This window comes from Oscillospiraceae bacterium MB24-C1 (assembly GCA_030913685.1).
Taxonomy (GTDB): domain Bacteria; phylum Bacillota; class Clostridia; order Oscillospirales; family Ruminococcaceae; genus Yanshouia.
Genome location: CP133187.1, coordinates 840,498 through 865,581, shown reverse-complemented (window position 1 = coordinate 865,581; position 25,084 = coordinate 840,498). Strand labels below are relative to the sequence as shown.

Genomic DNA, 25,084 nt, shown 5'->3' with positions numbered 1-25,084 from the left:
TACAGCGCGCTTTTGGTTAGGAAAGATGCGTTTGTGAATAAATATTAGATTTTAAGGCTGTGTGAATAGCTGCCCAACTTTCAATTTTACATTGAGCGCGCTATATATTTTGCCCTACGCTTTGTTTTTCTTCTAAAATATTAATCGAGACACCATTGACCTCGACACCCTGATCGGCGCGTATCAATATGTATTTTCTGCCGTTGATAATCCGTGTTTCAACCAGATCGCCACACCCCGGGCTAACCCGGATGGTTACATCGGGTGTGCAAACCTCAAGTTGCTTTGTATCTACAATATTTCGTGGGCTAATCTCTTTGTCGGCGCCAAATGCATCGTCATATCTTTCTTCAAAAGCGGTCATGTGATCTTCCGAAACGCCGCAGGATTCTAAAACATCCTTGACTGTCTGCTTGGAGACGACCAGCGGTTCGCGGATCTTATTGGCCTTATGTTCCGCTATCAGACCCGACAACTGTTCATGTACCGTCTGCACCACCTGAAGGCTACAGTCGTCGGCGATTGTATCACTCAAAATCGCCTCAAAAGTCTCTTTTTGTACGGCGGCAGGCATAGGCACCTCTGTCTTAAACACGGCATTGATAAATTCGGCATGATTTTCAGCGACGTTGCGCGTGTAGTAGACCGCGTTATAAATGTTGGTGCATCGGTCGTCAAAAGCCGGGAACATGAACCCCAGTTCGGGTGGGGACACCACCCAGTCCGCCGTAATATTACGGAAAACATTTTCCGGTGCGTAATAGCCGAGCGCAGGCTTTGTCATTTTCACAGGGCAGACGCTGCACAAAAAGTACGAGAATACATCTGAGGAATCGTTCTGTTTGTCACCATCTTTTGAATAATTGGGCACATCGTATTTATCGTACGCTAACAATATCAAATAATTCTCATCAAGGCTAAGTGTTTCAATCACACGAATAAAAAAGGCCTGTACGGATTCTTCATCGTCCAGCGACGAATTTCTAAGCGCCATTAAAAGCTTATGTTCTTCGCCGTCCACCACCTGTTGAGTCGCAAATTCAATATCGATGAGGTTTTTGCCAAGTGTCCCAGATAAGGTCTTCTTGAGAATCCCCAATAACGATTCACTTTCCTCCTGAGACATGATGCGCAGCGACTGGTTAAACTGCGACACAATTTCACGCTTTTCATTAACATAACAGCCGCGTACCCGGGAGATATTGCTCTTATCCGGGCGGAAGCGACGGCGAATTTCTGAAATCTCTTTTTCGTTCATTTCTAAACGGTCTCCATTCAATATGATCGGTCGTTCAGTACATTTGAGCAAGAACGGCTCAGGAATAATTTTATCATATAGACAAGGTGCAATCAATCCACGCCGTGTTTGAAAACGAGGATTGATTGTTTTGATAATCATTTATTTTTCCTATCAGGATTTAGAATAATAGTAGAAAATACTTTTGTAGAGGGGAGCACTTCGCTGTGCTGCGCAGGGTACATTGGCTGAAGTGTAGGGAATGGGGTTAAAGCAAAAAACGGGGAACAAGACGCGTGTCTTTTCCCCGCTTTAAGTATATTGCTTTCAGTGAAGAGATAGCCTTATGTTGGAGATATTAAATCAAGAACATCGCGACAAGCAACGTTGCGCCCATGCCACAAAGCACAGCGATCAGGTTTTTGCGCGCGAGATCGGCCGCCTTTACATTACAGATGGCCGCCACCGGGATGACACCCCAGGGAATGATGGTACCGCCACCGGTCCAAATGGTGATAATCTGGCCCAGTGCGCTAAGGGTTGCAACATCGGAACCTGAAGCCAGCGAAAAGGTATGCGCCAGAGAGCCAACCAAGGGAAGCCCGGAAAAACCAGAGCCGTCCAGGCCTGTGATTACGCCGATTAGCGCCTGTATGATGGCAATGGGGGGCTTGGCAAGTGGGGTTAGATTGGCCATAAACATACCCAGGTCGGTGAGAATATCTGGTGCGCCTTCGCCTAGAACCTTGCCAGCCATGCTACCGCTGCCCATGAAGAAGAAAGAAGCAATTACGATAACGGGCGCAAAGATTTTAATTGCAAAGATGAAGCCGTCCTTGACCATGTCTGTGATATCATCAAGCGAAGCAAGAATATTGCCTTTCCCGATGACAATGATGCTCATGATAATTACCGCGGTGCCACCAACCAACGCAGTGGCGTCGCCGCCTACGATGTCGAACATGATCATCAGCACCACGTCGATAACAAATGCCACCGGGGTGATGAGCGCCATCAACTGGGCAAATTTAGTGGGTTCCACTGTTGATTTAACCCCGGCAACCTGCTCTGCCACTTGCTCGACAGGGGTCTTCTTCATTTCTCTGAGGAACATTATAAACGCGACGGTAAGGGTGACACCACTCATTACCAGCCAGAGCGGAATGCTTGCTTCTATGATATCGGTGGCCTCAATACCAGCCGATTTGGCGGTGATCGCGGGTGCGCCCTGAATAAAAAAATCAACGGAGAGTGCGATGCCATGGCCAAAGAGGTTCATAGAAACCGCAGCCCAGATTGCGGGCAGTCCCGCCTTGAGTGCAACCGGCAATAACAGTGCGCCGACAAGCGCAACGGCAGGAGACGGCCAGATAAACCAGGCTGCAATCATCATAACAAATCCGACCACAAAGAAAGCGACTTTTGGGGATTTAATCACCTTTTGGAACGGCCGGATCATCAGTTCGTCCGCACCGATGGCTCCAAGCGACTTGGACATGGATACCACCAGCGCGATAACGACGATGATACCTAGAAATTCAGAGCTGGAAGCCACCAGAGCATTGTACATGATTTGGATGGTTGTGACAATATTGCCGGAGCTCACAAAACCCATCAGTAGTACGCCGATAATGCAGGGAAGCACGATCTCCTTCTTGAACATAAGCGCCGCGATGATGACGACCGTCATAATGATATAAACGTAATGCAGTGCGCCCAAAGTGACCATATTTCTCTTCCTCCTTATTTGTGTGAGTAGATATGCGAAATAATGAGTCTAACCTATAAGTATATCAGACGGGTAATGCTGTTTCAGACTTTAGTGCTACCGGAAACCGGTAATAGCCACTTTCACGCCGTCGTTTTCCTCCTTTTTATTCGCTGCTATGGAAAAACGAGGGCATAACAGATGTTTATACGGTCATAACCACCGATGTCATAACGCAATTGTTGATGACTTTGATTATTAAGTTTAAATTATTTTTTGTTCGTAATTGCATTCTGAGGTCTTGTTGAAGCCTGTTCAAAAATGAAAATTTATATAAAAACATATCCCTTTTGCACTTGTTACACATTAGTGGCTGTACTTTTGAGAGCCCCGAGCACGATAAGGACATTTTGTCCACAAAGATGTCATAAGCCCCTTAGTAGTATGAATATACCGGCTTTTACAAACGGTTGCTGCCATATAATAAATATAGTATAAACCAACATATGTAGAACACGAATCTGTCTTTAATACCAAATTGTCATCCGGGATGCGTTTTGACGCGGGCATTATAATATGATGCCAAGCGGTGGAAAAGTAATAGGGATGCCATTGGTTGTTTTAAAACGCCACTCTCTACTGTTTGGCTATGGTCAGAACGCTATCGTGAAATCTTTTGTATTGTGGACAATCATATGAAAACTATGGTAAAATCTCTCTATTGCTTAATCTACGGAGGTAATTTTATGCGGCTTATATCCTGGAATGTGAACGGCCTGCGAGCCTGCTTGCAAAAGGGCTTTGGCGATTTTTTAGCCAACAGCGGTGCGGATGTGTTCTGCCTGCAGGAAACCAAGCTCCAACAACCGCCTGAGAATCTTGATCTTAGCGGATGGCATGCCTATTGGAACTATGCCGAAAAAAAAGGTTACTCAGGTACCGCGATATTTTCTCGCAAGGTGCCGCTTTCGGTAACCTATGGCCCTGGCGAGATGTTTGATAACGAAGGTCGAGTTATCACCGCCGAATATGATGATTTCTATCTCGTCAACGTCTATACCCCCAATTCCAAGCGGGAGCTGGAACGCCTTGATTACCGTTGTGCGTGGGAGGACAACTTTCGCCAGTATCTGCTGACGCTGGATGCAATAAAGCCGGTAGTACTGTGCGGCGACCTCAATGTCGCCCATAGAGAGATAGACCTAAAAAACCCAAAAACAAATACAAAGAGCGCGGGCTTTACCCCGCAGGAGCGCGAGAAGATGACCTTGTTACTCGAAGCAGGTTTTACCGATAGCTTTCGTCATCTTTATCCGGACACAACTGGCGCATATAGCTGGTGGTCCTATATGTTCAAGGCCCGCGAGAAGAATGCGGGGTGGCGTATCGACTATTTTATCACTTCGCAGCGTCTGACTGACCGGATAGAAGATAGCGTCATATACGCAGATATTTTAGGCAGCGACCACTGCCCGGTGGGGCTTGATCTGCGGTAGAAACCTAATAATAAAAAGTGTTAATCATAGTGAAAAACATTGCGTTTTCTGTACATCCCAACGTCCGTCCGGTGTACTAAATAGAATCACGCTAGGAGCGTTACTTATGAAAGCGGCCCTGCGACTAAAACCGATAACATTAATACTGGTCATTTACGTGTCCTGCAGTATTCTGCGGGCGTTAGAATATATGTTTTTGCGAACGGACCAGACGATTATTGGAGAAGCCTTTGTCCACAAGCTGGTGGGCATTTTGATTCTGGCGACGGCGGTGCGGTATTTGTCGCTTTGCTGGCGTGACATTGGGTTTACAAAAAAAGCACCAATCAAAAAGGTGGCTCAAGGGTTGCTGCTGGGGGCGATTTCGTTTGCAATTGCCTACGGTGCAGAAATTTTATTATTAGCGGTCAACGGCAATGTTCCGTCGCTGCGAATCTATGTCACTGGATATTCGGTTAGTGGAAACCGTGGCAGCGAAACCGGGTTGCTGTTTTTCGTCATGTGCGTTGCTGGCAACATCATCAACGTGATGATGGAAGAGGGGGTTTTCCGCGGTTTGTTTATCGGGCTTTCAGAGCGTCGATACTCTTTTGCAAATGCGGTACTGATTTCTTCGACGTTGTTTGGCTTATGGCATATTGCCGCGCCAGTGCGCAGTCTGCTGGACGGTGAAATGAATGCGACACAGGCGGCGGTTATGTCGCTTATGCTCGTCTTGTTCACAGGCGTGGCCGGTGTGAAGTTTTGCCTGTTGACAAGGCTCTCAGGCTCGCTTTGGATGCCGATGGGTGACCACTTTTTTAACAACACAATTATTAATACGCTGCATGTGGTGACCGCCTCGGGCACTGACACATTGCAGATTGTGCGCATTTCTGTTGCCCAAACTTTATCGTTTATACTGGTGCTGTTGATCTACTGGAAGACCGGTGCGCGCTATAAACAGACCTTTCGTGGTCTAAAATCGAGTTATTATACGCTAATTTTTTAAACAGTATAAAAGAATTACTTATACCAATTAATTAAGCTTATTAAAACATAATTTTCTTTAAAGAATACCCCGCACGTATCATGATATGGACGAGAGCCGGCGCGTTTGGTCTGACCGCACTCAATATGGGCGTATATTTGGTTTTCCAGACGATACCCGGTTATGAATATATTCCAAGAGAATAGTTTTTTGGGCCACAAAGCCAAAGGGAGGAACAATAGATGTATTGTGTAAGAAAAGTAACAGATGATTTATTTTGGGTGGGCGCTAATGATCACAGGGTTGGGGTTTTTGAGAACATGTTCCCCATTCCGCGTGGCGTTACCTACAATTCATATTTGTTACTGGACGAAAGCACCGTCTTGTTTGATACGGTGGACTGGTCATCGAGTCGGCAGCTTCTGGCAAATATTACGCATGTTTTAAACGGGCGCACGCTGGATTATCTGGTCGTCAACCATTTAGAACCTGACCATGCAGCCAGCATTGAGGAGATTTTACTTCGTTGGCCCAAAATAAAGTTGATAGGCAATCAAAAGTCCTTTGCACTGATGTGCCAGTTCGGGTTTAAGATCGACACCCATGAGTGCATAGTGGTCAAGGACTGCGATACCTACTGCTTTGGTAAGCATAAGGTTCAGTTTATTTTTGCACCCATGGTGCATTGGCCTGAAGTTATGGTCACTTTTGACGAGACAAACGGCGTGCTGTTTTCGGCCGATGTTTTTGGAACTTTTGGCACGCTTGACGGCAAGCTATTTGCTGACGAGGTGAATTTTGATCGCGACTGGTTGGATGATGCCCGCCGCTATCTGGCTAATATCGTCGGAAAATATGGCCCCCAAATTCAAAAGCTGCTTAAAAAAATGGACGGTATCAAAGACCAGATCAAAATCTTTTGCCCGCTACACGGCCCCGTCTGGCGCAAGGACTTAAACTACTTTGTCGAAAAGTATGACATTTGGAGCCGCTACGAGCCAGAAGAGAAGGGCGTGCTCATTGCCTACGCCTCGATGTATGGCAACACCGAAAGTGCGGCGCAAGTGGTGGCTGCGCAGCTTTGCGAAAGAGGCATGACCAATGTGGTTATGTATGATGTCTCAAGAACCGATGTGTCGCAGCTTATTTCTGAGGTGTTTAAATACAGCCATTTGGTGTTGGCTTCGGCCACCTACAATCTTGGCATCTACCCGAAGATGCATGATTTTCTAAATGACATGAAAGCCCTCAATGTTCAGAACCGAACCGTAGCGATTATAGAAAATGGCTCCTGGGCTTGCAAGGTCGGTGATCAGATACAGAAGTTTGTCACGGACGAGATGAAAAACATGACTCTTCTCGACGAGCGGCTCAGCATCGTTTCGTCACTTGGCACGGACAAGGTACTTGAGATTGAAAGCTTGGTTAATGCCATTTTAAAATCGATGTAATAAGTACTTAACGTCGTCACTGGCCTCTTTTGGCCCGTGACGACGTTTTGAATGTCGGTAAAAGCATAGTAATAGGAAGGAGGTGGTTAAAAGAACTATTGCCCGTTACGATTAACCAAGCACTCCAAGCCACGCAAGCGATCTAACTGTACGCCTTTACTTTACGTTGAGGCGCACCTGAGGTGAACTATTCCCTTAAAAAAGACAAAACGAGCAAATCGCCCATTTTGATAAATGCTCGATTATCTTAGGAACACTGTTGCGCCAGATAGTCAAAATCAAAGGCGTTGTGTTCGTTCTCCCGGCGGGCGCGCGCCTGCTCTAAAATTGCAGCAGCCTCGGATTTGTCGCCCTCCGACAGCTTTCTAAACGCGGATAGAATTGCGGTGCTCTTCTGACAGAATGGGCAGCAGAGCCTTGAGCTGTTTGTTAAATGACCGAAGCCATAGCAGATTAATGGCGACTGAGACCACTGCTATGACGCCAAACCATACAATTAATAATATATGCTTGGCGGTTTCGTGAATTTCAAGCGCTGCGCCGGCAAGGCCCAACAGAACGGATAGCAATACGACGCCCCCCAAAAATACTGTTTTTTATTATTTATCATAAAATAATCCACCGCCAGATTTACTTAATTCCGTACATCATAGCAGATTTCAAGAATTTACCACATGGTTTATCGCGCAAATATAATCGGACTGGCAGGATAGCCCGCTCAGCCACTGTTTTGCGTGACTTTTTAAGAAAAGCAGTGTAAGATATAACCAACGCATCATACACAGGAGGTATTTAACATGAAATTACGTGATAACCGCGACCGGCTTGTTATGCAATCGGTCATGGGCAGAATACACCACCCCACCATCGGGCGTAGCGGCGTCTTTAAGCTCTGCCATGACGGCAGTAATCGGGTGCTGCCAAGCGTCGGGGGTATTACCTATAACGTTAAGCTGGGCGACTGTGTGTTCGACAAGGTCTGCGACCACGTTGAGCCGGGCGTGAGCATGAGCAACCCTAATGACAAAGAGAACGACGCGCTGGTGATGTTGACCTGTATTGGCAACGAGGCAAAGGTCGTTTCAGGAGAAGCCAAGGGTGCGCGCGGCTTTGTCACAGGTTTCCACGGCGGTATTGAACATACGCTGCTGTGGTTTTCAGACGAGGATATGGAAAAAATGTTGCCGGAGGATAGAATCCTGATCAAAGCCTACGGACAGGGGTTGGCGCTTCTTGATTTTCCTGAGATTATGCTCACTGGAATCGACCCTGCGCTGCTTGACCGCATGAAGCTGTCGGTCGAGGACGGTAAGCTGGTCTTGCCGGTTGCCGGCATTGTTCCGGCGCATCTTATGGGCGCAGGGCAGGGAATGGGTTCCGGCTACACAGGTGACTACGACCTGATGACGGCCGACTGGGACGAAATTGTCCGCTGCGGATTGGACAGGCTCTGTTATGGCGATATCGTGCTGCTGCAAAATTGCGATAACACTTTTGGCCGCGGATATCTGACCGGTGCGGTGTCCATCGGGGTGGTCGTGCACTCGGATTGTACCGTTATGGGGCATGGGCCGGGCATCACCACACTGATGACCTGTAAAAAGCCGCTGATTACCGGCGTGCTGGATAAAAGCGCCAACCTTGCAAACTATATTGGTATTGCACGCTAAAAGGGGTGTTTCAACATGAATAAAAGGGCGTTGGTACTCGGCGGCGGCGGCGCGAAAGGCTCTTATCAGATGGGGGCTTGGCAGGCATTCCGTGAGTTGGAGCTAGGGTTTGACATCATCACCGGTACCTCAATAGGCTCGATCAATGGTGCGCTGATGGTGCAGGATGCCTTTGAGATTGCCGATAAACTGTGGAACAGTATTGAATATGAGAATATTTTTCGCGAAGAGCGCAAAACTAACATCCGCACCATCAACAGTGCGCTGGACATGGTTAAGTTTGCGGTCAACGATGCACTGCTTCAGGGCAGCGTCGATTCCTCGTCGCTCGAAGCGCTGATAAAACAGGCGGTGGACGAGGACAAGGTGCGCGCGTCCTCCGTCCGCTTTGGACTGGTTACAGTTGAATTGCCCTCTATGCGCCCTTTAACACCGATGATTGAGGAGATATCGCATGGTATGCTCTACCGCTATCTGATGGCGTCGGCATCCTGCTTTCCGGTGTTTTCGCCCTATGAAATCGACGGGGTACGCTACATCGACGGCGGCTATTATGACAACGTGCCGATTAATCTTGCGATTCAAGAGGGTGCCGATTATGTCGTCGCAGTGGATCTCGACGGTATCGGTTTTGTGCGTGAGCCGGTCTCTGAGCAGGGGGTTGATATCGTTCGTATTCGCTCTTATTGGGACTTGGGCGCGGTGTTTGAGTTTGATAAAAATATCTTTGCCCGCAACCGCCGCCTTGGCTACTATGACACGATGAAGGCGTTCGGTAAGTTGGACGGCTATTATTACACCTTTGGGTATGGTGAATCCGCTAAGAACCTCAAAGCGCTTGAGCACGGGATTCCAACGTTGCGTGAGCGAATTACCCGCTTGGCCAAAAGCCCGATGGTTCGAACAATCAGTACGGTGGAAAAGGATGTCGCCATTGACTTTTTGATGAAATCAAACTGGGAGAGCCATGCGCAGGAGAAGCTATGCCGCGCGGCGGAAATAGCGGGCGCGGTTTATGGTATCTCGCCCGAACAGCAGTATACCTTTGAGAAGTTTAACAACCAGTTGCTGCGGCTATACCATACAGTTCCGTCGGTGTTGCCAACGCTGGAGTTGCAGCCCAAGGAGGATATCAAGCGCATTCTTGCGGCCGCGTTACAGTCGATGGAGCCGCGCAGGATGTCAGCCTCCATTACCCAGCTGATGCTGCGGGAGCAAAGCGACGGCGAGGCGGTGCGCATTCTGGCAGGGTTGCTGCCGCGCGAATACGCAGCGGCCACTTATCTGGCGCTGTTGCTTAAACAGAACTGAAAAAGCGGGCTGCACGATTTTTTAATCACGCAGCCCGCTTGATATTATGATTGAATTACACGTTGAATCGGAACAACACGACATCGCCATCCTGAAAAACATAGTCTTTGCCCTCAGAGCGGTAGATGCCTTTTTCCTTGGCGGCGGCAATGGAGCCGCAGGCCACAAGATCCTCAAACGAGACAACCTCGGCACGAATAAAGCCGCGCTCAAAATCGGAATGGATTTTGCCAGCCGCTTGCGGAGCCTTAGTGCCCTTTTGAATAGTCCAAGCGCGCACCTCCGGCTCACCAGCAGTGAGATAAGAGATCAGCCCAAGCAGATCATAGCCCGCGGTGATCAGGCGATCAAGGCCGGATTCATGAAGACCAAGCTCCTCCAAAAACATCTGCTTGTCCTCTTCGTCCAGTTCAGCAATTTCCTCTTCAATTTTGGCACAAATGGGGATTACCTGTGCATTTTCATCCTTGGCGATGTCACATACCTTCTGGTAGTAAGCATTGTAGCCGCCCTCGGCGTTTGTAAGATCATCTTCACATAAATTGGTGGCATAGATAACAGGCTTTGACGAGAGCAGCGGCGCTTCGTGCAACAGCTCCTGCTCTTCACTAGTCAGCGCCATGCCACGGGCAGATTTACCCTCGGACAGATGAACGTGTAGACGCTCAAGCAACTCAACCTCAGCTAGATATTTTTTGTCACCCTTAGCGGCTTTTTTTGCACGGTCAATACGGCGTTCTACCATTTCGATGTCCGAAAAGACCAGTTCAAGGTTGATAGTTTCAATGTCACGCGCGGGGTCGACCGAACCGTCTACATGGATAATCTCCCCATCGTCAAAGCAGCGCACCACATGTACAATAGCGTCCACCTCGCGGATGTGCGAGAGAAACTTGTTGCCCAGGCCCTCGCCCTTTGAAGCGCCACGCACCAGCCCGGCGATATCGACAAATTCAATGACAGCGGGGGTGACTTTCTTGGGGTTATACATTTCGGCAAGCTTGTCCAGTCGCTTATCCGGCACCGCTACGATGCCGACATTTGGCTCGATGGTGCAGAACGGGTAGTTGGCCGACTGTGCGCCGGCGTTGGTTATCGCATTGAACAGCGTAGATTTTCCGACATTGGGAAGCCCCACGATACCAAGCTTCATATTTAATAAACTCCGTTTCATGATGGATTTTTAAAGGCGTTATACTAAACATATATTGTAGCATGAGTTTTAGTTTTTCGCAACAAATCGCGTGGCTTGCCTTTCTAATTATAAAAATTTAAATACCGTAGCAGAAAATTTCTTAAAAGTTCACGATTCGGGGCGTAAATGATGTATAATATAAGGAAATAACTGCAATATTTTAAAACTTAACATATCAAATGTCAAAATAATAAGGAGGTCTGTGGTCATGTCGCTGGAAAAAATTATGGTGGCGGATGATGACAAAAATATCTGCGAGCTGCTGAGACTCTATCTCGAAAAGGAGCAGTATACCGTCGTAATTGCAAACGATGGCAACGAGGCGATCGCCAAGTTTAACGCGGAGGCACCAGCGCTCATACTGCTTGACGTGATGATGCCAGGGTTGGACGGTTGGCAGGTCTGCCGTGAGATCCGCAAAAAATCGAATGTTCCGATCATCATGATAACCGCCAAGGGAGAGACCTTTGATAAGGTGCTCGGTTTGGAACTTGGCGCCGATGATTACGTGGTCAAGCCGTTTGACGCCAAAGAAATTGTCGCGCGCATCAAAGCGGTTTTGCGCCGCACAGTCAATGGCGTGCAGCCTGAGAACACCGTGCGCGAGGTTAGCTTCGACAAGCTGGTGGTTAACATGACAAAGTACGAGCTGAAGGTGGACGGCAAGGTTGTGGATACGCCGCCCAAGGAGCTGGAGCTTTTGTTCCATTTGGCCTCAAACCCCAACCGCGTTTATACTCGTGATCAGTTGCTTGATGAGGTATGGGGCTTTGAGTATTATGGTGATTCGCGCACCGTTGACGTTCATATCAAACGTCTGCGCGAAAAGCTTGAGGGCGTTTCTGAAAAGTGGACGCTTAAAACCGTTTGGGGTGTGGGATATAAGTTTGAGACCAAGGACTAATCTCGTATGAAAAGAAATCTTTTTTCTCGATATTTCAGCCTTTGTGCGTCAATAATACTAACCAGCATCGTGCTTCTCGGCGTGATGCTGGTCACGCTTTCTGCGCAATATTTTAAAGAAGAAAATTTCGATTCGCTTGAAAAAAAGGCCGGTCAGGCCGCTCGGCTGGTCGCCGCAAACTATATGCTTCATGAAGGGTATATTGAATCGCCGATTGTTACCACAAACTTCGCCATTCTCTCCGCCGCAGCCGAAGCTGATATTTTTCTGACTGACGGTGAGGGTCGCACGTTAATCTGTCTCGATTCCGAAAGCTGTACGCATAAAAACAATATCATCGACAAAACGATTATGGAGGCGGCAAGAAGCGGTGGCTACCGCGGCGTTACCCGCTTAAACGGCATCTATTCGGGTGCCACCTATGTGGTCGGCGTACCGGTTGTGGTCGAGGTAGTGGATCTCAACGGGAGGTCGGACGAGAACGCGGAACTGAAGATGATTGGCGTCGTATTTGCTGGGGCAAGCGCTTCTGGGATGTCACGCTTTTTAAAGGATGTATTTCGGATCTTCTTAATCGGTGCTGTGCTGGTTATTGCGGTATCGTTTATTGTGATTTACTTTACCACCGAGGCAATGGTACGCCCATTGCGCGCCATGCTAAAAGCGACCGACAGCTTTGCCAAGGGTGACTTTACAGTGCGTGTACCAGTTGAGGGCGACGAGGAAATAGAACAGCTTGCCATGGCGTTTAATAATATGGCCTCGAGCCTTGCGACACTGGAATCGACCCGTCGCTCATTTATCGCCAATGTCTCACACGAGCTTAAAACCCCCATGACGACCATCGGTGGGTTTATTGATGGCATTTTAGACGGCACCATCCCGCAGGAGAAATACCCGCATTATTTGTGTATTGTCTCAAATGAAGTTAAAAGACTGTCGCGCATGGTGGTTTCGATGCTTAACATCTCGCGTATTGAAGCTGGTGAAATGCAGTTGCGGCCGCAGACCGTCGATGTCCAGGAGATTATCTTGCGCACCATTCTAGGGTTCGAGCAGGTGCTTGAGCAAAAGCACATCGACGTGATTGGGCTGGACGCTGAGAAGGTCTTTGCCGAGGCCGACCCTGATCTTGTGCATCAGATCACCTATAACCTGATCGAAAATGCAGTTAAGTTTACGCCGGATTACGGTGCGCTTTCAGTGGAATATAAAAACGAGGGCAAGATGCTGCACATCGCCATACGTAACACAGGCCAAGGTATCCCCAAGGAGGAAATTCCGAGACTGTTCGACCGCTTCTATAAGAGCGACCGATCGCGCGGGATCGACACCAAAGGCGTTGGCTTAGGGTTGCATATTGTCAAGTCGCTGGTTCATCTTCAGGGCGGTACCATCACAGTGCGCTCGGTCGAGGGTCAATATACTGAGTTTGCTTTTACATTGCCGACGGCTCAAAAGCCAGGTCAGTCACTGTTTCGCAAATCGGAAAAAACCAAATAAAAAAAGCGAAAAAATAGCCATAATAGCTTTTAAAATTAAATAAAAATGCTTAAAAAGACATTCATACGGTTTTAATATTTTAAAGCTACGATAATACCAAGAGAAATTTCATCGAAGGGGGAACTGAGTATGTTTGAAGAAAACAAAAAGCAGGAGAATCACGATACCCAAAACAATGCTACTCAGTCCGAGAACCGTAATATGTCCCAAGGGCAGCACCCGAATCAGGACTACAATGGTAACGGTTACGGGCAATACAGCTTTAATCCGCATGGCCAAAATGGCTATCAGCAAAATTTTTCGTCAAATAACAAGCAAGAATATCACTGGAAATTTGAGGATTACGAATCCGCGGGCCGTAAAGATCCGCGGCCACCGAAAAAGCCGGGGGCCCTCGCCGTTATTGGGGCACTGTTGGGTACCGTCTTGCTTGTCGGTGTTCTGTGCCTTTCGGGCTACGGCGTGTACAGCCTGTGGCACCCCTCTGTCGTTGAAGACGGCAGCCAGCAGAGCGTGCCACCCGTCGGTATAGATAACACAGATGCCCCTAAGTTAACCATTAAAGACCATCCAGACGCCAGCAGCGAAGCCCTTGAGGTTGTAAGCAACGGCAAGCTGAGTACTGTTCAGATTGCCAGCAAGGTGCGCCCGTCTGTCGTCGGTATCGCGCAGTATAGCCTACAGGACACCTTTACGCCGTCCGGCGAGGGATCCGGTATTATCATGAACGCCGACGGATACATCGTCACCAATGCTCATGTTGTCGCGGGATCGACCGGCATCAACGTCGAGCTGGATAACGGCGAGAACTATTCGGCGAAGCTGATCGGCATCGACGCCAAAACCGACCTTGCTGTTATCAAGATAGAAGCGCCTGATCTTATCGCTGCTGAGTTCGGCAATTCTGACACGCTCGAAGTGGGTGAGACGGTTGTCGCCATCGGTAACCCTGGTGGCTCAACCCTGGCGGGCAGCGTGACACAGGGAATTGTTTCAGCGGTCAACCGAATGATCAAGGATGGCGGCTATTCCAGCAGCTATATCCAGACCGATGCCGCCATCAACCCTGGTAACTCCGGCGGTGCACTGGTCAACCAGTACGGACAGGTTATCGGAATCAACTCTTCAAAAATTGCTGCGGTTGACTACGAGGGCATCGGCTTCTCCATCCCGATTAGCGAGGCCAAGCCGATTATAGACCAACTCATGGCCTACGGCTATGTCAAGGGGCGTACCAAAATCGGTATTTCTGGCGTAGAGATCAACCAGACGCTCTCGCAGATCAACAGTATTCCGGTGGGTATTTATATCCAGTCGATCGACCCAACTTCCGATCTGGCGGGCAAGAACGTCAAACAGGGTGATATCATCACCGCCATTGATAACACCAAAATCGAAACCTTTGATGACATCAGTGCCTTTCTTAAAACAAAATCTCCGGGCGAAAGTGTTACGCTGACCCTGTATCGCTCAGCCCGTGGTATGCAAGGCAGCGGGCAAACCTTCAGTGTCGTGATGTCACTGATGGAGGATGTTGACAACGCGGCGTTTGTATCACAACAATAATCTCTTATAAATCGGAACCGCTGCAAAATTGCTACTATTTTGCAGCGGTTCTCGTGTTGCTGTCGCTGAATTACTTATGGCCATTCCAAACCAAACACAACAGTTTATGTACCTGAAAGTGTTCGCTTTTTTTGAGAGTTTTTCGTCCGTTGCATGGCTGCTTTACAGACGCGATGCCTTACCCATATACTTTGCTTTTGCAACAACTGTTTAATATCACGGCTCAAATTGCAAAAATTTTTTAGAGGGCATAATTATAATACAGTGGGTGCTAAGCTGCTATTCTGTTGATTATGCAGGGAGAAATATGATTGTGACGTTGCAATTCACTAAATGAAATTTGGGCGTTTTGCTTTTGGTAGCATAACATAGCAGTGAGGCTTAGCGGCGGCAGCGTTCGGGTGGCGCAAATCGGTTTAAAACTTTTTGCGTCCTCAGACCCGCCCGCGCGCGCGTTACCCGCCGCATCACATAGATGCGCGCCGGCATGCCGGGGCAAAACGCAATACCTCCTTGCCCCGGCATGTGAACCTCGCTTTATTTGCGTGCTTGAGTGAAAGGCATGAGAATTTACAGGAATTGCCCGGTACATTTTATTGACCTTTGATGGTATTTAAGGTAAAATATTATAATATTACAGATTTTTCAAACTATGGGTGCTCTTAAAAAATCGCCAACTTTGGCAATTCTATTTTAAAAGCAGATGATTAAAAATACTCGGAAGACATCAAGTATTCCGACGCGTTTTGTTTTGTGCTTTTTTGTGAATTTTCAATTGTTTTTGGCTTTTAAGAAGACCTAAAAGGGAGCGTTAAATTCATGATTCTTATCTCACCGTCGATTCTGGCGAGTGACTTTGCCAATTTGGAGCGCGAAGTGCGCGCAATTGCCAAGGACGGCGCCGATTTAGCTCATGTCGACGTTATGGACGGGCACTTTGTGCCCAATATTACCATTGGTGTGCCAGTGGTACAGTCACTGAAGAAGATCAGCCCCATTCCGCTGGACGTGCATCTGATGATTAGCGACCCGCTGACCTTTGTTCCCGCTTTTGCCAAGGCGGGTAGCGATATCATCACTTTTCATCTTGAGTGTGACTGTGACGTGCAAAAAACCATTGACGCCATTCGTGAAAGCGGGGCAAAGGTTGGGGTCTCGCTCAAGCCTAAAACCGCCGCCGAGGCGGTGTTTCCGTTTTTAGATCAGATCGATATGGTTTTGGTGATGACGGTTGAGCCGGGGTTTGGCGGTCAGAGCTTTATGTCGGACATGCTGCCTAAAATTTCAGCAATACGCCAACGCGTTCTTGAAATTGGCCGTACTGTGGATATTCAGGTGGATGGTGGCATCGACCCGACCACAGCGCCGCTGGTTGCAAAGGCAGGGGCCAATGTTCTGGTGGCTGGCTCTGCGGTCTTTCGCCATGAAAATTATGCCGAGCCTATTGCTGCTATCCGAAAAGCGGCTGAGACCGCACTTTAATGTTGTTGGTTCGCCAAAGGATCGAAATCTTTGCGGTCAATCCTCATACGTTTTTAACACCATTGGGTGCAAAAACCAAAGTTCTTTCCTTTAATGCGGGCAAAAGTTTAAGTGTATGTCAGCTAAAATAATAGGACAGCATATCGATGGCGTGTTCCCTGATGATCGGTTTGCAGTGCTCTTCGATGATGGCGGAAAGTATGCTGCCGCCTTCGGCACGTTGGCCGTATTCTGAGAGCAAGTTGACCGCTGGGCCGTTTTGCCCGTCCATCGGGCGTATAATCAGCTGCCAGCTGTCCTCAAGCCGATAGAGCGAGCTTTGCAGCAGGCGGTGCCCATGCAGCGAGAAAAGCTGCAGTGACCCACAAATTAGTGCTTCGGCGTCATCAAAGCTGAAGATTACCGGCTCACAAATAGAGGCGTGTGTCTCTTTTTGTTCCATAACAAAATAAACCGTTGCACCGCCGTCATCTTCGGGATAAATCTCAATGAGCAAGCGGTCGCCAAGCAGCAAAAACGAGGTGTCGGTCTGAGACTGTACCTGTGCCAATACGCCGAGTAGATAACGTCGCAGCTTTTTGACCTCGGACGTGTCCTGGCTTTCCCAGTCTACGCCTACCTGCTGCACATCCTGCGCTGTTAAAACGACCTTTAACCGGTCGGGCGCTACGAGACGAAATACCAAAAAACATCACCGCCTTATTGGTTTTACAATGCAAAAAAGACCATATGGGCGAAGGAGGACGGTTGATGAGAACCAATTCTTCCAAGGGGATTTTACTAGAACAGAATAAAGAACCGGGTTTGTCGCGCGAGATTAAGCGGCTGCCAGGGTTAGAAATTCCGACGCAGAAGATTGATACGCCGGTTTCGCCCACACCGGAGTTGCTGGCGCCGTATGAGATTATTTCTATCGCACGAGAGGCTAAGATTGTGGACGAAAGCGACGGCCGCAAACTATGGAAAAAGCTGGCCGCAGCCGCGCGGGATGGCATTTCAGGTATCGTTGTGGATGCACTGGATGATGAGCCGTACATTTCAAGTCAGCTGGGGCCTGCGTTGCAGTTTCCAGAACAACTAGCCGAAGGTGTGGCGCTTGCAAAGAGAGCGGTTGGTGCTTCAAAAACGTCGATAGAAATCTACCGCAATCTGTTTGACATCGACACGCGAATACCGCATAATATTTTTGGGGTTCAGGTTGAACGCATCAGTGGTGCCTACCCGGCAGAATACCGTGCTAAGCGACAGATGAAGCGCGAAAACGTGCTGATTATTGGCGCTTGTGCGCTGATGCATCTGAGACGCGCTGCTTATGAGGGCGTATGCCAGACCAGCTGCTTTTTGACAGTGGCCGGTGACTGCATCGCCAACGCTGGCAATTACGAGGTTCCGGTCGGCTGCTCAATTGCGCAGGTGCTCTATGCAGTGGGAACCATCGCAAACCCCAAGCGCATTGTGGCGGGTGGCTCGATGACTGGATTTGGTATCACCGACCCGGACAAGGTTTTTGTTTCGGTGACGACAAGGGGCATTCTGGCGTTCGTCGAAGAATTCAAGGACATGGGTTACAGCTGCATTGGTTGTGGACGCTGTACTGATTTTTGCCCCGAGGGGCTTTCACCATATTTTATTTACAAGGTTATGCAGACTACGCATAAGCGCAATCTTTCGCTTGCGGATGCCGAACTTTGTACCGGCTGTGGAACCTGCAGCTATGTTTGCCCCGCCAAGCTTGATTTGGCACAGGTTATGGCCAGGGCGGCGGCGCTTACACGTGCCCGGCAGCAAGGAGGTTCGCTGTGAAACTACGCGCACAAAACCCCCCGCATATCCGCTCGCGCGAAAGCAATCAGACGGTGATGCTGGATGCCATTATTGCCATGCTTCCGCTTTATGCAATGGCGACCTATTACTACGGCAAGCGCGCCCTCGCACTGGGGTTATTCAGTGTGGTGGTAACCACCGTTATTGATATGCTCTGCATTATCGCTAGGCGAAGTGTCCCGAACATACGCGACCTTTCTCCCACTGTCACCGGAATGCTGCTGCCGCTTTTGATGCCGGCCTCCATCCGGTTTGAGATTGTCGCGGCGGCTGCGCTGTTTGGTATCGCTGTTGCCAAGCACCCGTTTGGCGGCGTGGGAGAGAACATTTTTAACCCCGCTGTGGCAGGCGCAGCCTTTGCTGCCGTGTGCTGGCCCAAGACGATGTTTTTGTATCCCGTCCCGTTTGACCGGCTCCCTGTCGCTGTTGACGATACGGTGAAGCTGATCAATTCGCCAGCCTACACCCTGTTGTTGGGCGGCGCACCGAGCACCGACCCCTTGGATATGCTGTTGGGTAATTTTGCAGGTCCCATGGGGGCCACTAACATATTAGTTTTATGTACATGTTTCTTATTCCTCGCGGTGAGAAAAACCGTGAGCGTTTGGATGACTGGCGCATTTTTAGCCGGAGCCGCACTGGTTGCTGCCGCTGTACCGCGGGCTATGCTTACGCCGCTCAATTCGGTCAACTATGAATTGATGAGTGGCTTGATGCTTATCGGTGCTATTTTTCTGATAAACGACCCCGTGACGTCGCCCAAACGCAAGCTACCCAAGGTACTTTACGGCTTTTTGGCCGGCGTTGTCAGCATGACATTTCGACATTTGGGCGAGTATGAAGATTCGCTGTTGTTTGCCATTTTAGTCATGAACGCCACGGTTTGGATTATTGATTTATGGGGAGAGCATCTTGCACATGCTCTCAGGAGGAAGAACATTGAACTTAAAACCAATTCGGAAATATCGTCGGCGGTTGAAGAAAACCTCGGGGCTGATTAAGAATAACCCCGTTGTGGCGCTGGGTATGGCGCTGCCCTTTGTCATTGTGCCGACCCTGAATTTAAAAAGCGGACTGTTAATCAGCGTTTTTATCCTTGTTGCTACTGTTCCGGTGGCGACATTAGCGCCTATCACACATAAAAAAATTCCTGTGATCTATCTGGTGCCCTGTTATACGCTGCTGGCAATGACCGGCGTCATCGTGGCGCAGTTGCTGTTTCGGCGTTATGCTGTGCTGCTGGATGGCCTCGGGCTGTATATTCCGCTGGCGGCAGTCAACGGTATCATGTTGGATATCACCGCTTTAAATCCGCGCAAAACGCCGTGGCGCGGCCTGCGAGACTCTCTGGTGATCTGTCTGGGCTTTGCGCTGGTGGCTTGCGGCATTGGCGCCGTGCGCGAGGTGCTGGGCAACAGGACGATCTGGGGTGTTCCCTTCGGGCTTTACCCCATTAAGATGGTCGGCGTTACCCTGCCGTTCTTCGGTTTTATCCTCATAGGCTTTTTAAACGCGCTATGCCGTAGCGTGGATCGCGCTGTCGTAAACGGCATGCTTTCGCGTGGGCCTGCGCCTGTAGAAAGGGAGGGTGACTGTGAATGAAAGCAGTATATGAAATGCTGGCGATAATCACTGTCGCCGCCGTGACCGAAAATCTGCTTTTTGCGCGTGCGCTTGGCGCAGACCGCATTCTTGAGCGCACAAAAAGCTATCATGCTATTATACGCTTGGGCGCGATGACCTGTGTTGTTTCGTTTTTTGGGGGTATTTTAGCGTGGGTCTTTAAATTCTCCCTCAAAGGCTATGCCTGGTGGCCGGTATTCAGAGGTTTGTCGGTCTTGATTAGTATCAGCGTGGTCTATTTTCTGATTACGATCATTATAGGTACGCGAAAGGTTAAAACTGCGCAATCGCTGCCCGTGGTGGCGGCTTTTAACGGTGCCTCACTCGGTGCGGTATTAATTGCAATTTTAAGTAAAGATACATTGCTGCAAACGATCGCCTATTGTTTTGGCTGCTCAGTGGGCCTGACGATTGCGATGATGCTTGTGCATTCCGGGCGTGAACGCCTTGAATTATGCAAGGTCCCCAAGTCTTTTAGCGGATTACCCATTACGATGATTTATATCGGAATACTTAGCCTAGCGATCTATGGCTTGATTGGCCACCAGCTACCCACTTGATTTTTCTCAGGGAGGTGTTATCATGGCGAGAAAAGGGACGAAAATTAAACGTTATGGCAATATTTATGGAAGGGGTATGGGCGCGGGCTCATGGCCTATACTGATTGCCATGATTTTTGGCGTGGTGCTGTTTGGGGTGATTGGGTGGAGCCTATATACCCCGGTGCACGAGTTTGTAATGAAGTTGGGGACGCAGCCACCTCCTGAGCCCTCTTCTGCCACTACTGCCGTTTCTTCTCCGGCAACGCCAGAGTCACAACAACAACAAACCCCCGAACCTGCGCCAGAGAACACAACCTCATCACAGCCAGCAGACACCGCCCCAACCAATCAGCAAGAGGGCATGCGCGGCATCTATCTTCCGCAGGCTCAGCTTCTGGATGACACTGTGCTTTCGAATATGCTCAACAGCGCGGCGCATGCAAAGCTAAACACTGTGGTGGTTGATGCGAAGGACGCCACCGGCACCGTGCTGTTTTCTTCTGAAAATGCGCTGGCACAAAAGGCAGGTGCTTTAGCGGACACCACCTATTCGGCACAGCATGTGGCTAAAGTCATCAGCGATAAAGGGTTTATACCCGCTGCACGTATCCACGCTTTTCACGATAGCATTGCACCCTTGCATGAACGCGACATGGCGGTGCATTACTATGATACGGATATATATTGGTATGACAATTCGCCCAACATGGGCGGCAAGCCCTGGCTGAATCCTTATTCCCAGGCGGCACAGCAGTATATTATCTCGCTTGCGGGTGAGCTTTGCTCGCAGGGATTCAAGATCATCTTGCTTGATTCAGTACAGTTTCCTTCCGGCGTAGGGTTGGATAAAGCGGGCTATGGCACGGCTGCCAAGACCACCGCCAAGGACGAGGTATTGACGCAGTTTGTCGAAGCGATTTCCGCTGCGGTAAAAGCCAAGGGCGGCGAGTTGATTCTCTGTGCGCAGGAAGGATGGGCGCCGACCGGGGATGTGGTGCGCGACGCACAAATCCAGTCCGGGAACAGCCAGCTTTACGGCGGTAGCCCCGTTGGATTCTTTACTTCAAGAGTGATGCTGTCGTTACCCTCGGACGATGCGCTTTGGGCTTCGGCGCTGCGCAATGCGTCTTCTGCTGCATCCAATACGCGCTGGATAAGCATCATACCTGCTTCTGCCTCCGATGGGACACTGGTCGACAGCACAATGCTGACCGCAGCACTTGAAAACGCAGGCGGTAACGATTATCTGTTGTGCAATCTACAGGGGAACTATAAACTTCAATAATAAAAGGAGGATTTTTGAGATGTCTACACCGCATAACGCTGCAGAAAAGGGCGATATTGCTAGAACAGTGCTGATGCCTGGCGACCCGCTGCGCGCCAAGGTGATTGCCGAAACTTATCTGACCGATGTCAAATGCTATAACACGGTGCGCAACATGTTTGGCTACACTGGAAACTATAACGGGAAGCCCGTCTCAGTACAGGGAAGTGGAATGGGCATTCCCTCCATCGGCATCTATTCCTATGAGCTTTACAACATGTACGATGTCCAGAACATTATCCGTGTCGGTTCCGCCGGTGGACTTGGCAAGGATATTAAAGTGCGTGATTTGGTCGTTGGAATGGGCGCTTGCACCAATTCCAATTACGGCGCGCAATACGGACTGCCCGGCACTTTTGCGCCGATTGCCAGCTGGCAGCTCTTGCATGCTGCCGACGTTGCCGCCCAATCACTGGGCATCCCGATGAAGGTAGGCAATCTTTTGTCTTCCGATACTTTTTACAGCGATGCAGGTAACAGCAAGTGGGCCGAGATGGGCGTGCTAGCGGTTGAAATGGAATCTGCCGGGCTTTATTATAACGCGGCTCGGGCGGGTAAAGAGGCGCTGTGCATCTGCACGATTTCAGACATTGTTGCTACTGGCGAGGGGCTTTCGGCACTTGAACGGCAGGAGAGCTTCCACGATATGATGAAGGTGGCCTTGGAACTGGCATATAACGTATAAATAGCAGCGGCGCGAAGCGAGATGCTTTGCGCCGCTATTTATCGATTTTTGGGTAAGTTAGCAAAGGTTTTTTTCTAAACGACATGATGTTGTTTGAGCACTTGCTTAAACACATCTGTTAATGCATCAATTTGGCTATCAATAGTTTGCTCGACAGTGTATAATCACTATAAGATTAATAATGATACGGAGCCGACGATGTACGGCGTGCTCGACGGTTGCAAGGAGGTACGACCATGATTTCTGACAGAGAGCTGATTGCACAAGCGCTTCTGGCGCGCAAAAACGCCTATGTGCCTTATTCGCACTTTGCAGTGGGTGCGGCGCTGCTGGCGGACAGCGGCCGCATATACACCGGCTGCAATATCGAAAATGCCGCCTATTCGCCAACCAACTGTGGCGAGCGTACCGCCGTGTTTAAAGCGGTGAGCGAAGGGGAGCGCCGCCTTTTAAAACTGGCACTGGTAGCAGGAAATGATACGCTGGATGCACCGCTCCCGGAAATTGTTTCACCTTGCGGGGTCTGCCGACAGGTGCTCATAGAGTTTGCTTCGCCGGAGATGGAGATTCTGCTGGCTAAAAGCGAGTATGATTACGAGACCCATACGTTGGGTGACTTGTTCCCTATGGGATTTTCGAGTAAAGATCTTTGATCGTACAAGATGTAGTAGTTATATGTATGTGATAAGACAAAAAGAGATTACAAACATGTGATATTTAATTAGAATAAGCTGAATCTATTATAGCGGAGCAGCTCCAGTTGGAGTTGCTCCGCTATAACTAATTATTAAAGCCAATGACAGATAGTGTTGCGTTGTTTACAGTTACACCCGGCGTAATGTCAATAATAGAGTTTGTGGAAATTTCAATAGAATAAGTGTAGTTACCCGGCCTCAAGTTATTATCTGCAAACTGGAAAGCAAACGATTCAGATTCTAAAACATTTGCAAGAGTAGAAAACGTAAAAGTCGGACCTACTTTGATGGTGGAGCCATCTCCATTCGTCCGTGTGATTTGGAAATTCAAAGTGACTGAAATTCCAAGTGGAAGATTAATCGTACTAGTGAAGATGAGAAGATTGGTGACATCTCTCATCCCGGCAGTGTCGATGGTAGTTGATACTACATTAATAGGAGCGGCCAAGAGCGTTGTAATTACAGGCAGCGGTCCTGCGCCGCCAGTATTACTCGCTGCTGCTACTTGCCGTCCTCTTATACCGTCATGCGGGCACCCATAATACATACTATAAAATTCCTTTCAGACAACAAGGCCAAAAACCTTAATTGCTTAAATTTATAGAGAAGAACTGTTAATCCCTCTCTATGTAAATCCCGCTTAGACAAGATAATTCAGAGATAGTACATTATATGGTAAATGATTAAGGCTTGTTAACGCAGTTTACCAACACTTTTTTTGATACAACCAAAGGTTGACAACTAAAACCTTTGCAGTTTAACGTGAGACATTATCCCTTGCATTAAAAGTAAAACGAGAAACGAAAATCTTCAGTATCAGTTTTTTAGAGTTAAAAATTAGAACCACAAAATGCAAAGCATTTTGTGGTTCTTCCTGTTTAAGAAGATCAACACCGGATAAACCGTCTACATCATCAGGTTCACAAGATACGACACCAACGGAATGGTGACCATGCTGGCCGTGGTGGTGACAAAGACGGACATTGTCGCATATTCGTAGTCGGTACCGTTGTTGCGCGCGAGCATTGACATAGTAAACAAACTGGGTAGGGCAGTTGTAAGGGCCAGCGCCATGCGCGCCATTGGGTGCAAAAATTCGCCAAGCAGACCGGTTACCCAAAATACAAACAAAGGTAGAAGCAGCATTTTAATAATGATAATGGTAAACACACCGCCAAGAAAAGGCGGGCGTTTAATATCGAGGGTAGCCAATGTGCCACCGATGAAAACCATTGCGATGGTTTTGGAGGAATTTCCTACGTCCACTAGTACATCCATGATCAGGTTTTGGGGGTGCCATTCGAGAAGGATCATGGTAAACGCAATAAAAAATGCAATCGTCGTTGGGGTCATCAAGGCTTTTTTCAGAGAAGCCAAGTTTAATTTTCGTTTTTGCTCAGCGGGATAGGACAAGTTCTCACAAACAGTCCACATGATGCATTGATCTAAAAAGTAGATGGAGGCCATATAAATTCCGACACCGTTACCTAGGGTGGTCAGTATCAAAATCATGCCCATGACGCCGATGTTGCCCATAACATACTGGACGATATGTACCCGAGCAGTATTTGGTGGCATTTTAAAGAGCCTAGCCGTCAGAACGCCGCCAATGGTTAAAAGCGCATACCAAAATGGTAGTACCACCAGCAGCGGCAGCGCTTGCAACAGCATGGCACGTGTGGTTGCGGCTGACAGCTTTGCTATTAAGAACGCGGGCAACGTTATTTTAAGCGCAAAGGTCGAAAGCGTTTTAAGACTCTCGTTTGTGAAGACGCCAATTTTTACTGCAACAAAACCGATGGAAATGAGCACGCAGAATTTTGCTGTTTCTATAAGAATAACAGAGACATTCAATTGCATTATGGCACCTCAGTAAGTATTAGTTATGCCTAATTATA

General features: G+C 48.7%; 24 protein-coding genes. 16 read left to right on the top strand and 8 right to left on the bottom strand.

All coding sequences use genetic code 11. The annotated features are described in order from the left end of the window. Positions 1–100 precede the first annotated feature (100 nt). Positions 101–1,258 carry a DUF4317 domain-containing protein gene (locus RBH76_04275; GenBank protein ID WMJ85198.1) on the bottom strand — a complete coding sequence of 386 codons (1,158 nt, stop codon included), beginning with the start codon at positions 1,256–1,258 and terminating at the stop codon, positions 101–103. A 337-nt stretch (positions 1,259–1,595) separates the two neighbouring features. Further along, on the bottom strand, positions 1,596–2,966 hold the full coding sequence (locus RBH76_04270) for a hypothetical protein (GenBank protein WMJ84652.1): 1,371 nt from the start codon (positions 2,964–2,966) through the stop codon (positions 1,596–1,598). A 725-nt stretch (positions 2,967–3,691) separates the two neighbouring features. Between RBH76_04270 and RBH76_04265 the strand changes: the two genes are divergently transcribed. From RBH76_04265 to RBH76_04255, 3 genes are all read left to right on the top strand, one after another. Further along, positions 3,692–4,441 (top strand): exodeoxyribonuclease III, encoded by a 750-nt coding sequence (locus tag RBH76_04265; GenBank protein WMJ84651.1) that lies wholly within the window; start codon positions 3,692–3,694, stop codon positions 4,439–4,441. A gap of 106 nt (positions 4,442–4,547) precedes the next feature. After that, positions 4,548–5,432: a CPBP family intramembrane glutamic endopeptidase gene (locus RBH76_04260; GenBank protein ID WMJ84650.1), complete on the top strand. Its 885-nt coding sequence runs from the start codon at positions 4,548–4,550 to the stop codon at positions 5,430–5,432. Between the two features lie 221 nt (positions 5,433–5,653). Beyond that, positions 5,654–6,862 carry an FprA family A-type flavoprotein gene (locus RBH76_04255; protein WMJ84649.1) on the top strand — a complete coding sequence of 403 codons (1,209 nt, stop codon included), beginning with the start codon at positions 5,654–5,656 and terminating at the stop codon, positions 6,860–6,862. A gap of 365 nt (positions 6,863–7,227) precedes the next feature. On the opposite strand, the gene RBH76_04250 is transcribed toward RBH76_04255, so the two are convergent. Beyond that, positions 7,228–7,431: a hypothetical protein gene (locus tag RBH76_04250; protein WMJ84648.1), complete on the bottom strand. Its 204-nt coding sequence runs from the start codon at positions 7,429–7,431 to the stop codon at positions 7,228–7,230. Between the two features lie 228 nt (positions 7,432–7,659). Between RBH76_04250 and RBH76_04245 the strand changes: the two genes are divergently transcribed. Together RBH76_04245 and RBH76_04240 are read left to right on the top strand one after the other, a co-directional pair. Beyond that, a complete protein-coding gene (locus RBH76_04245) occupies positions 7,660–8,532 on the top strand; it encodes a DUF4438 domain-containing protein (protein ID WMJ84647.1) in 873 nt (290 codons plus the stop codon). A gap of 15 nt (positions 8,533–8,547) precedes the next feature. Then, the gene (locus RBH76_04240) at positions 8,548–9,843 is read left to right on the top strand and encodes a patatin-like phospholipase family protein (GenBank protein WMJ84646.1); all 1,296 of its coding nucleotides are present in this window, start codon (positions 8,548–8,550) and stop codon (positions 9,841–9,843) included. A 55-nt stretch (positions 9,844–9,898) separates the two neighbouring features. On the opposite strand, the gene ychF is transcribed toward RBH76_04240, so the two are convergent. Then, positions 9,899–10,996 (bottom strand): redox-regulated ATPase YchF, encoded by a 1,098-nt coding sequence (ychF, locus tag RBH76_04235; protein WMJ84645.1) that lies wholly within the window; start codon positions 10,994–10,996, stop codon positions 9,899–9,901. Between the two features lie 250 nt (positions 10,997–11,246). On the opposite strand from ychF, the gene RBH76_04230 reads away from it, so the two are divergent. The 3 genes from RBH76_04230 (at position 11,247) to RBH76_04220 (ending at position 15,011) form a co-directional block, all read left to right on the top strand. Continuing rightward, a complete protein-coding gene (locus tag RBH76_04230; protein WMJ84644.1) occupies positions 11,247–11,942 on the top strand; it encodes a response regulator transcription factor in 696 nt (231 codons plus the stop codon). Between the two features lie 6 nt (positions 11,943–11,948). Further along, complete coding sequence (locus RBH76_04225; GenBank protein WMJ84643.1) at positions 11,949–13,445, top strand: HAMP domain-containing sensor histidine kinase; 1,497 nt, start codon at positions 11,949–11,951, stop codon at positions 13,443–13,445. Positions 13,446–13,574: 129 nt separating this feature from the next. Continuing rightward, on the top strand, positions 13,575–15,011 hold the full coding sequence (locus RBH76_04220) for a trypsin-like peptidase domain-containing protein (GenBank protein ID WMJ84642.1): 1,437 nt from the start codon (positions 13,575–13,577) through the stop codon (positions 15,009–15,011). Between the two features lie 381 nt (positions 15,012–15,392). Here RBH76_04220 and RBH76_04215 read toward each other — a convergent pair whose 3' ends face one another. After that, a complete protein-coding gene (locus tag RBH76_04215) occupies positions 15,393–15,536 on the bottom strand; it encodes a hypothetical protein (protein ID WMJ84641.1) in 144 nt (47 codons plus the stop codon). A gap of 294 nt (positions 15,537–15,830) precedes the next feature. Between RBH76_04215 and rpe the strand changes: the two genes are divergently transcribed. After that, positions 15,831–16,493, top strand: coding sequence for a ribulose-phosphate 3-epimerase (gene rpe / locus RBH76_04210; protein WMJ84640.1), 663 nt, complete (start codon positions 15,831–15,833; stop codon positions 16,491–16,493). A gap of 118 nt (positions 16,494–16,611) precedes the next feature. Here the strand turns inward: rpe and RBH76_04205 are convergent, their stop codons facing one another. Continuing rightward, positions 16,612–17,178 carry an adaptor protein MecA gene (locus tag RBH76_04205; GenBank protein WMJ84639.1) on the bottom strand — a complete coding sequence of 189 codons (567 nt, stop codon included), beginning with the start codon at positions 17,176–17,178 and terminating at the stop codon, positions 16,612–16,614. Positions 17,179–17,243: 65 nt separating this feature from the next. Between RBH76_04205 and RBH76_04200 the strand changes: the two genes are divergently transcribed. The 7 genes from RBH76_04200 (at position 17,244) to RBH76_04170 (ending at position 23,144) form a co-directional block, all read left to right on the top strand. Further along, positions 17,244–18,296: a 4Fe-4S binding protein gene (locus RBH76_04200; protein ID WMJ84638.1), complete on the top strand. Its 1,053-nt coding sequence runs from the start codon at positions 17,244–17,246 to the stop codon at positions 18,294–18,296. After that, positions 18,293–19,318, top strand: a complete 1,026-nt coding sequence (locus RBH76_04195) for an RnfABCDGE type electron transport complex subunit D (GenBank protein WMJ84637.1) — start codon at positions 18,293–18,295, stop codon at positions 19,316–19,318. Before RBH76_04200 ends, RBH76_04195 begins: the two co-directional genes overlap by 4 nt. Next, positions 19,257–19,919: an Rnf-Nqr domain containing protein gene (locus RBH76_04190; protein ID WMJ84636.1), complete on the top strand. Its 663-nt coding sequence runs from the start codon at positions 19,257–19,259 to the stop codon at positions 19,917–19,919. The genes RBH76_04195 and RBH76_04190 overlap by 62 nt, the downstream gene beginning before the upstream one ends. Then, positions 19,916–20,500 carry an Rnf-Nqr domain containing protein gene (locus tag RBH76_04185; GenBank protein WMJ84635.1) on the top strand — a complete coding sequence of 195 codons (585 nt, stop codon included), beginning with the start codon at positions 19,916–19,918 and terminating at the stop codon, positions 20,498–20,500. The genes RBH76_04190 and RBH76_04185 overlap by 4 nt, the downstream gene beginning before the upstream one ends. Before the next feature lie 22 nt (positions 20,501–20,522). Continuing rightward, on the top strand, positions 20,523–21,767 hold the full coding sequence (locus RBH76_04180; GenBank protein WMJ84634.1) for a putative glycoside hydrolase: 1,245 nt from the start codon (positions 20,523–20,525) through the stop codon (positions 21,765–21,767). A 19-nt stretch (positions 21,768–21,786) separates the two neighbouring features. After that, entirely contained in the window at positions 21,787–22,491 is a 705-nt protein-coding gene (deoD, locus tag RBH76_04175) for a purine-nucleoside phosphorylase (GenBank protein ID WMJ84633.1), read from the top strand. A gap of 239 nt (positions 22,492–22,730) precedes the next feature. Beyond that, positions 22,731–23,144, top strand: a complete 414-nt coding sequence (locus RBH76_04170) for a cytidine deaminase (GenBank protein WMJ85197.1) — start codon at positions 22,731–22,733, stop codon at positions 23,142–23,144. A 127-nt stretch (positions 23,145–23,271) separates the two neighbouring features. Here RBH76_04170 and RBH76_04165 read toward each other — a convergent pair whose 3' ends face one another. After that, positions 23,272–23,733: a DUF4489 domain-containing protein gene (locus RBH76_04165; GenBank protein WMJ84632.1), complete on the bottom strand. Its 462-nt coding sequence runs from the start codon at positions 23,731–23,733 to the stop codon at positions 23,272–23,274. Between the two features lie 359 nt (positions 23,734–24,092). Beyond that, complete coding sequence (locus RBH76_04160) at positions 24,093–25,046, bottom strand: AEC family transporter (protein WMJ84631.1); 954 nt, start codon at positions 25,044–25,046, stop codon at positions 24,093–24,095. Between the last annotated feature and the right edge of the window lie 38 nt (positions 25,047–25,084).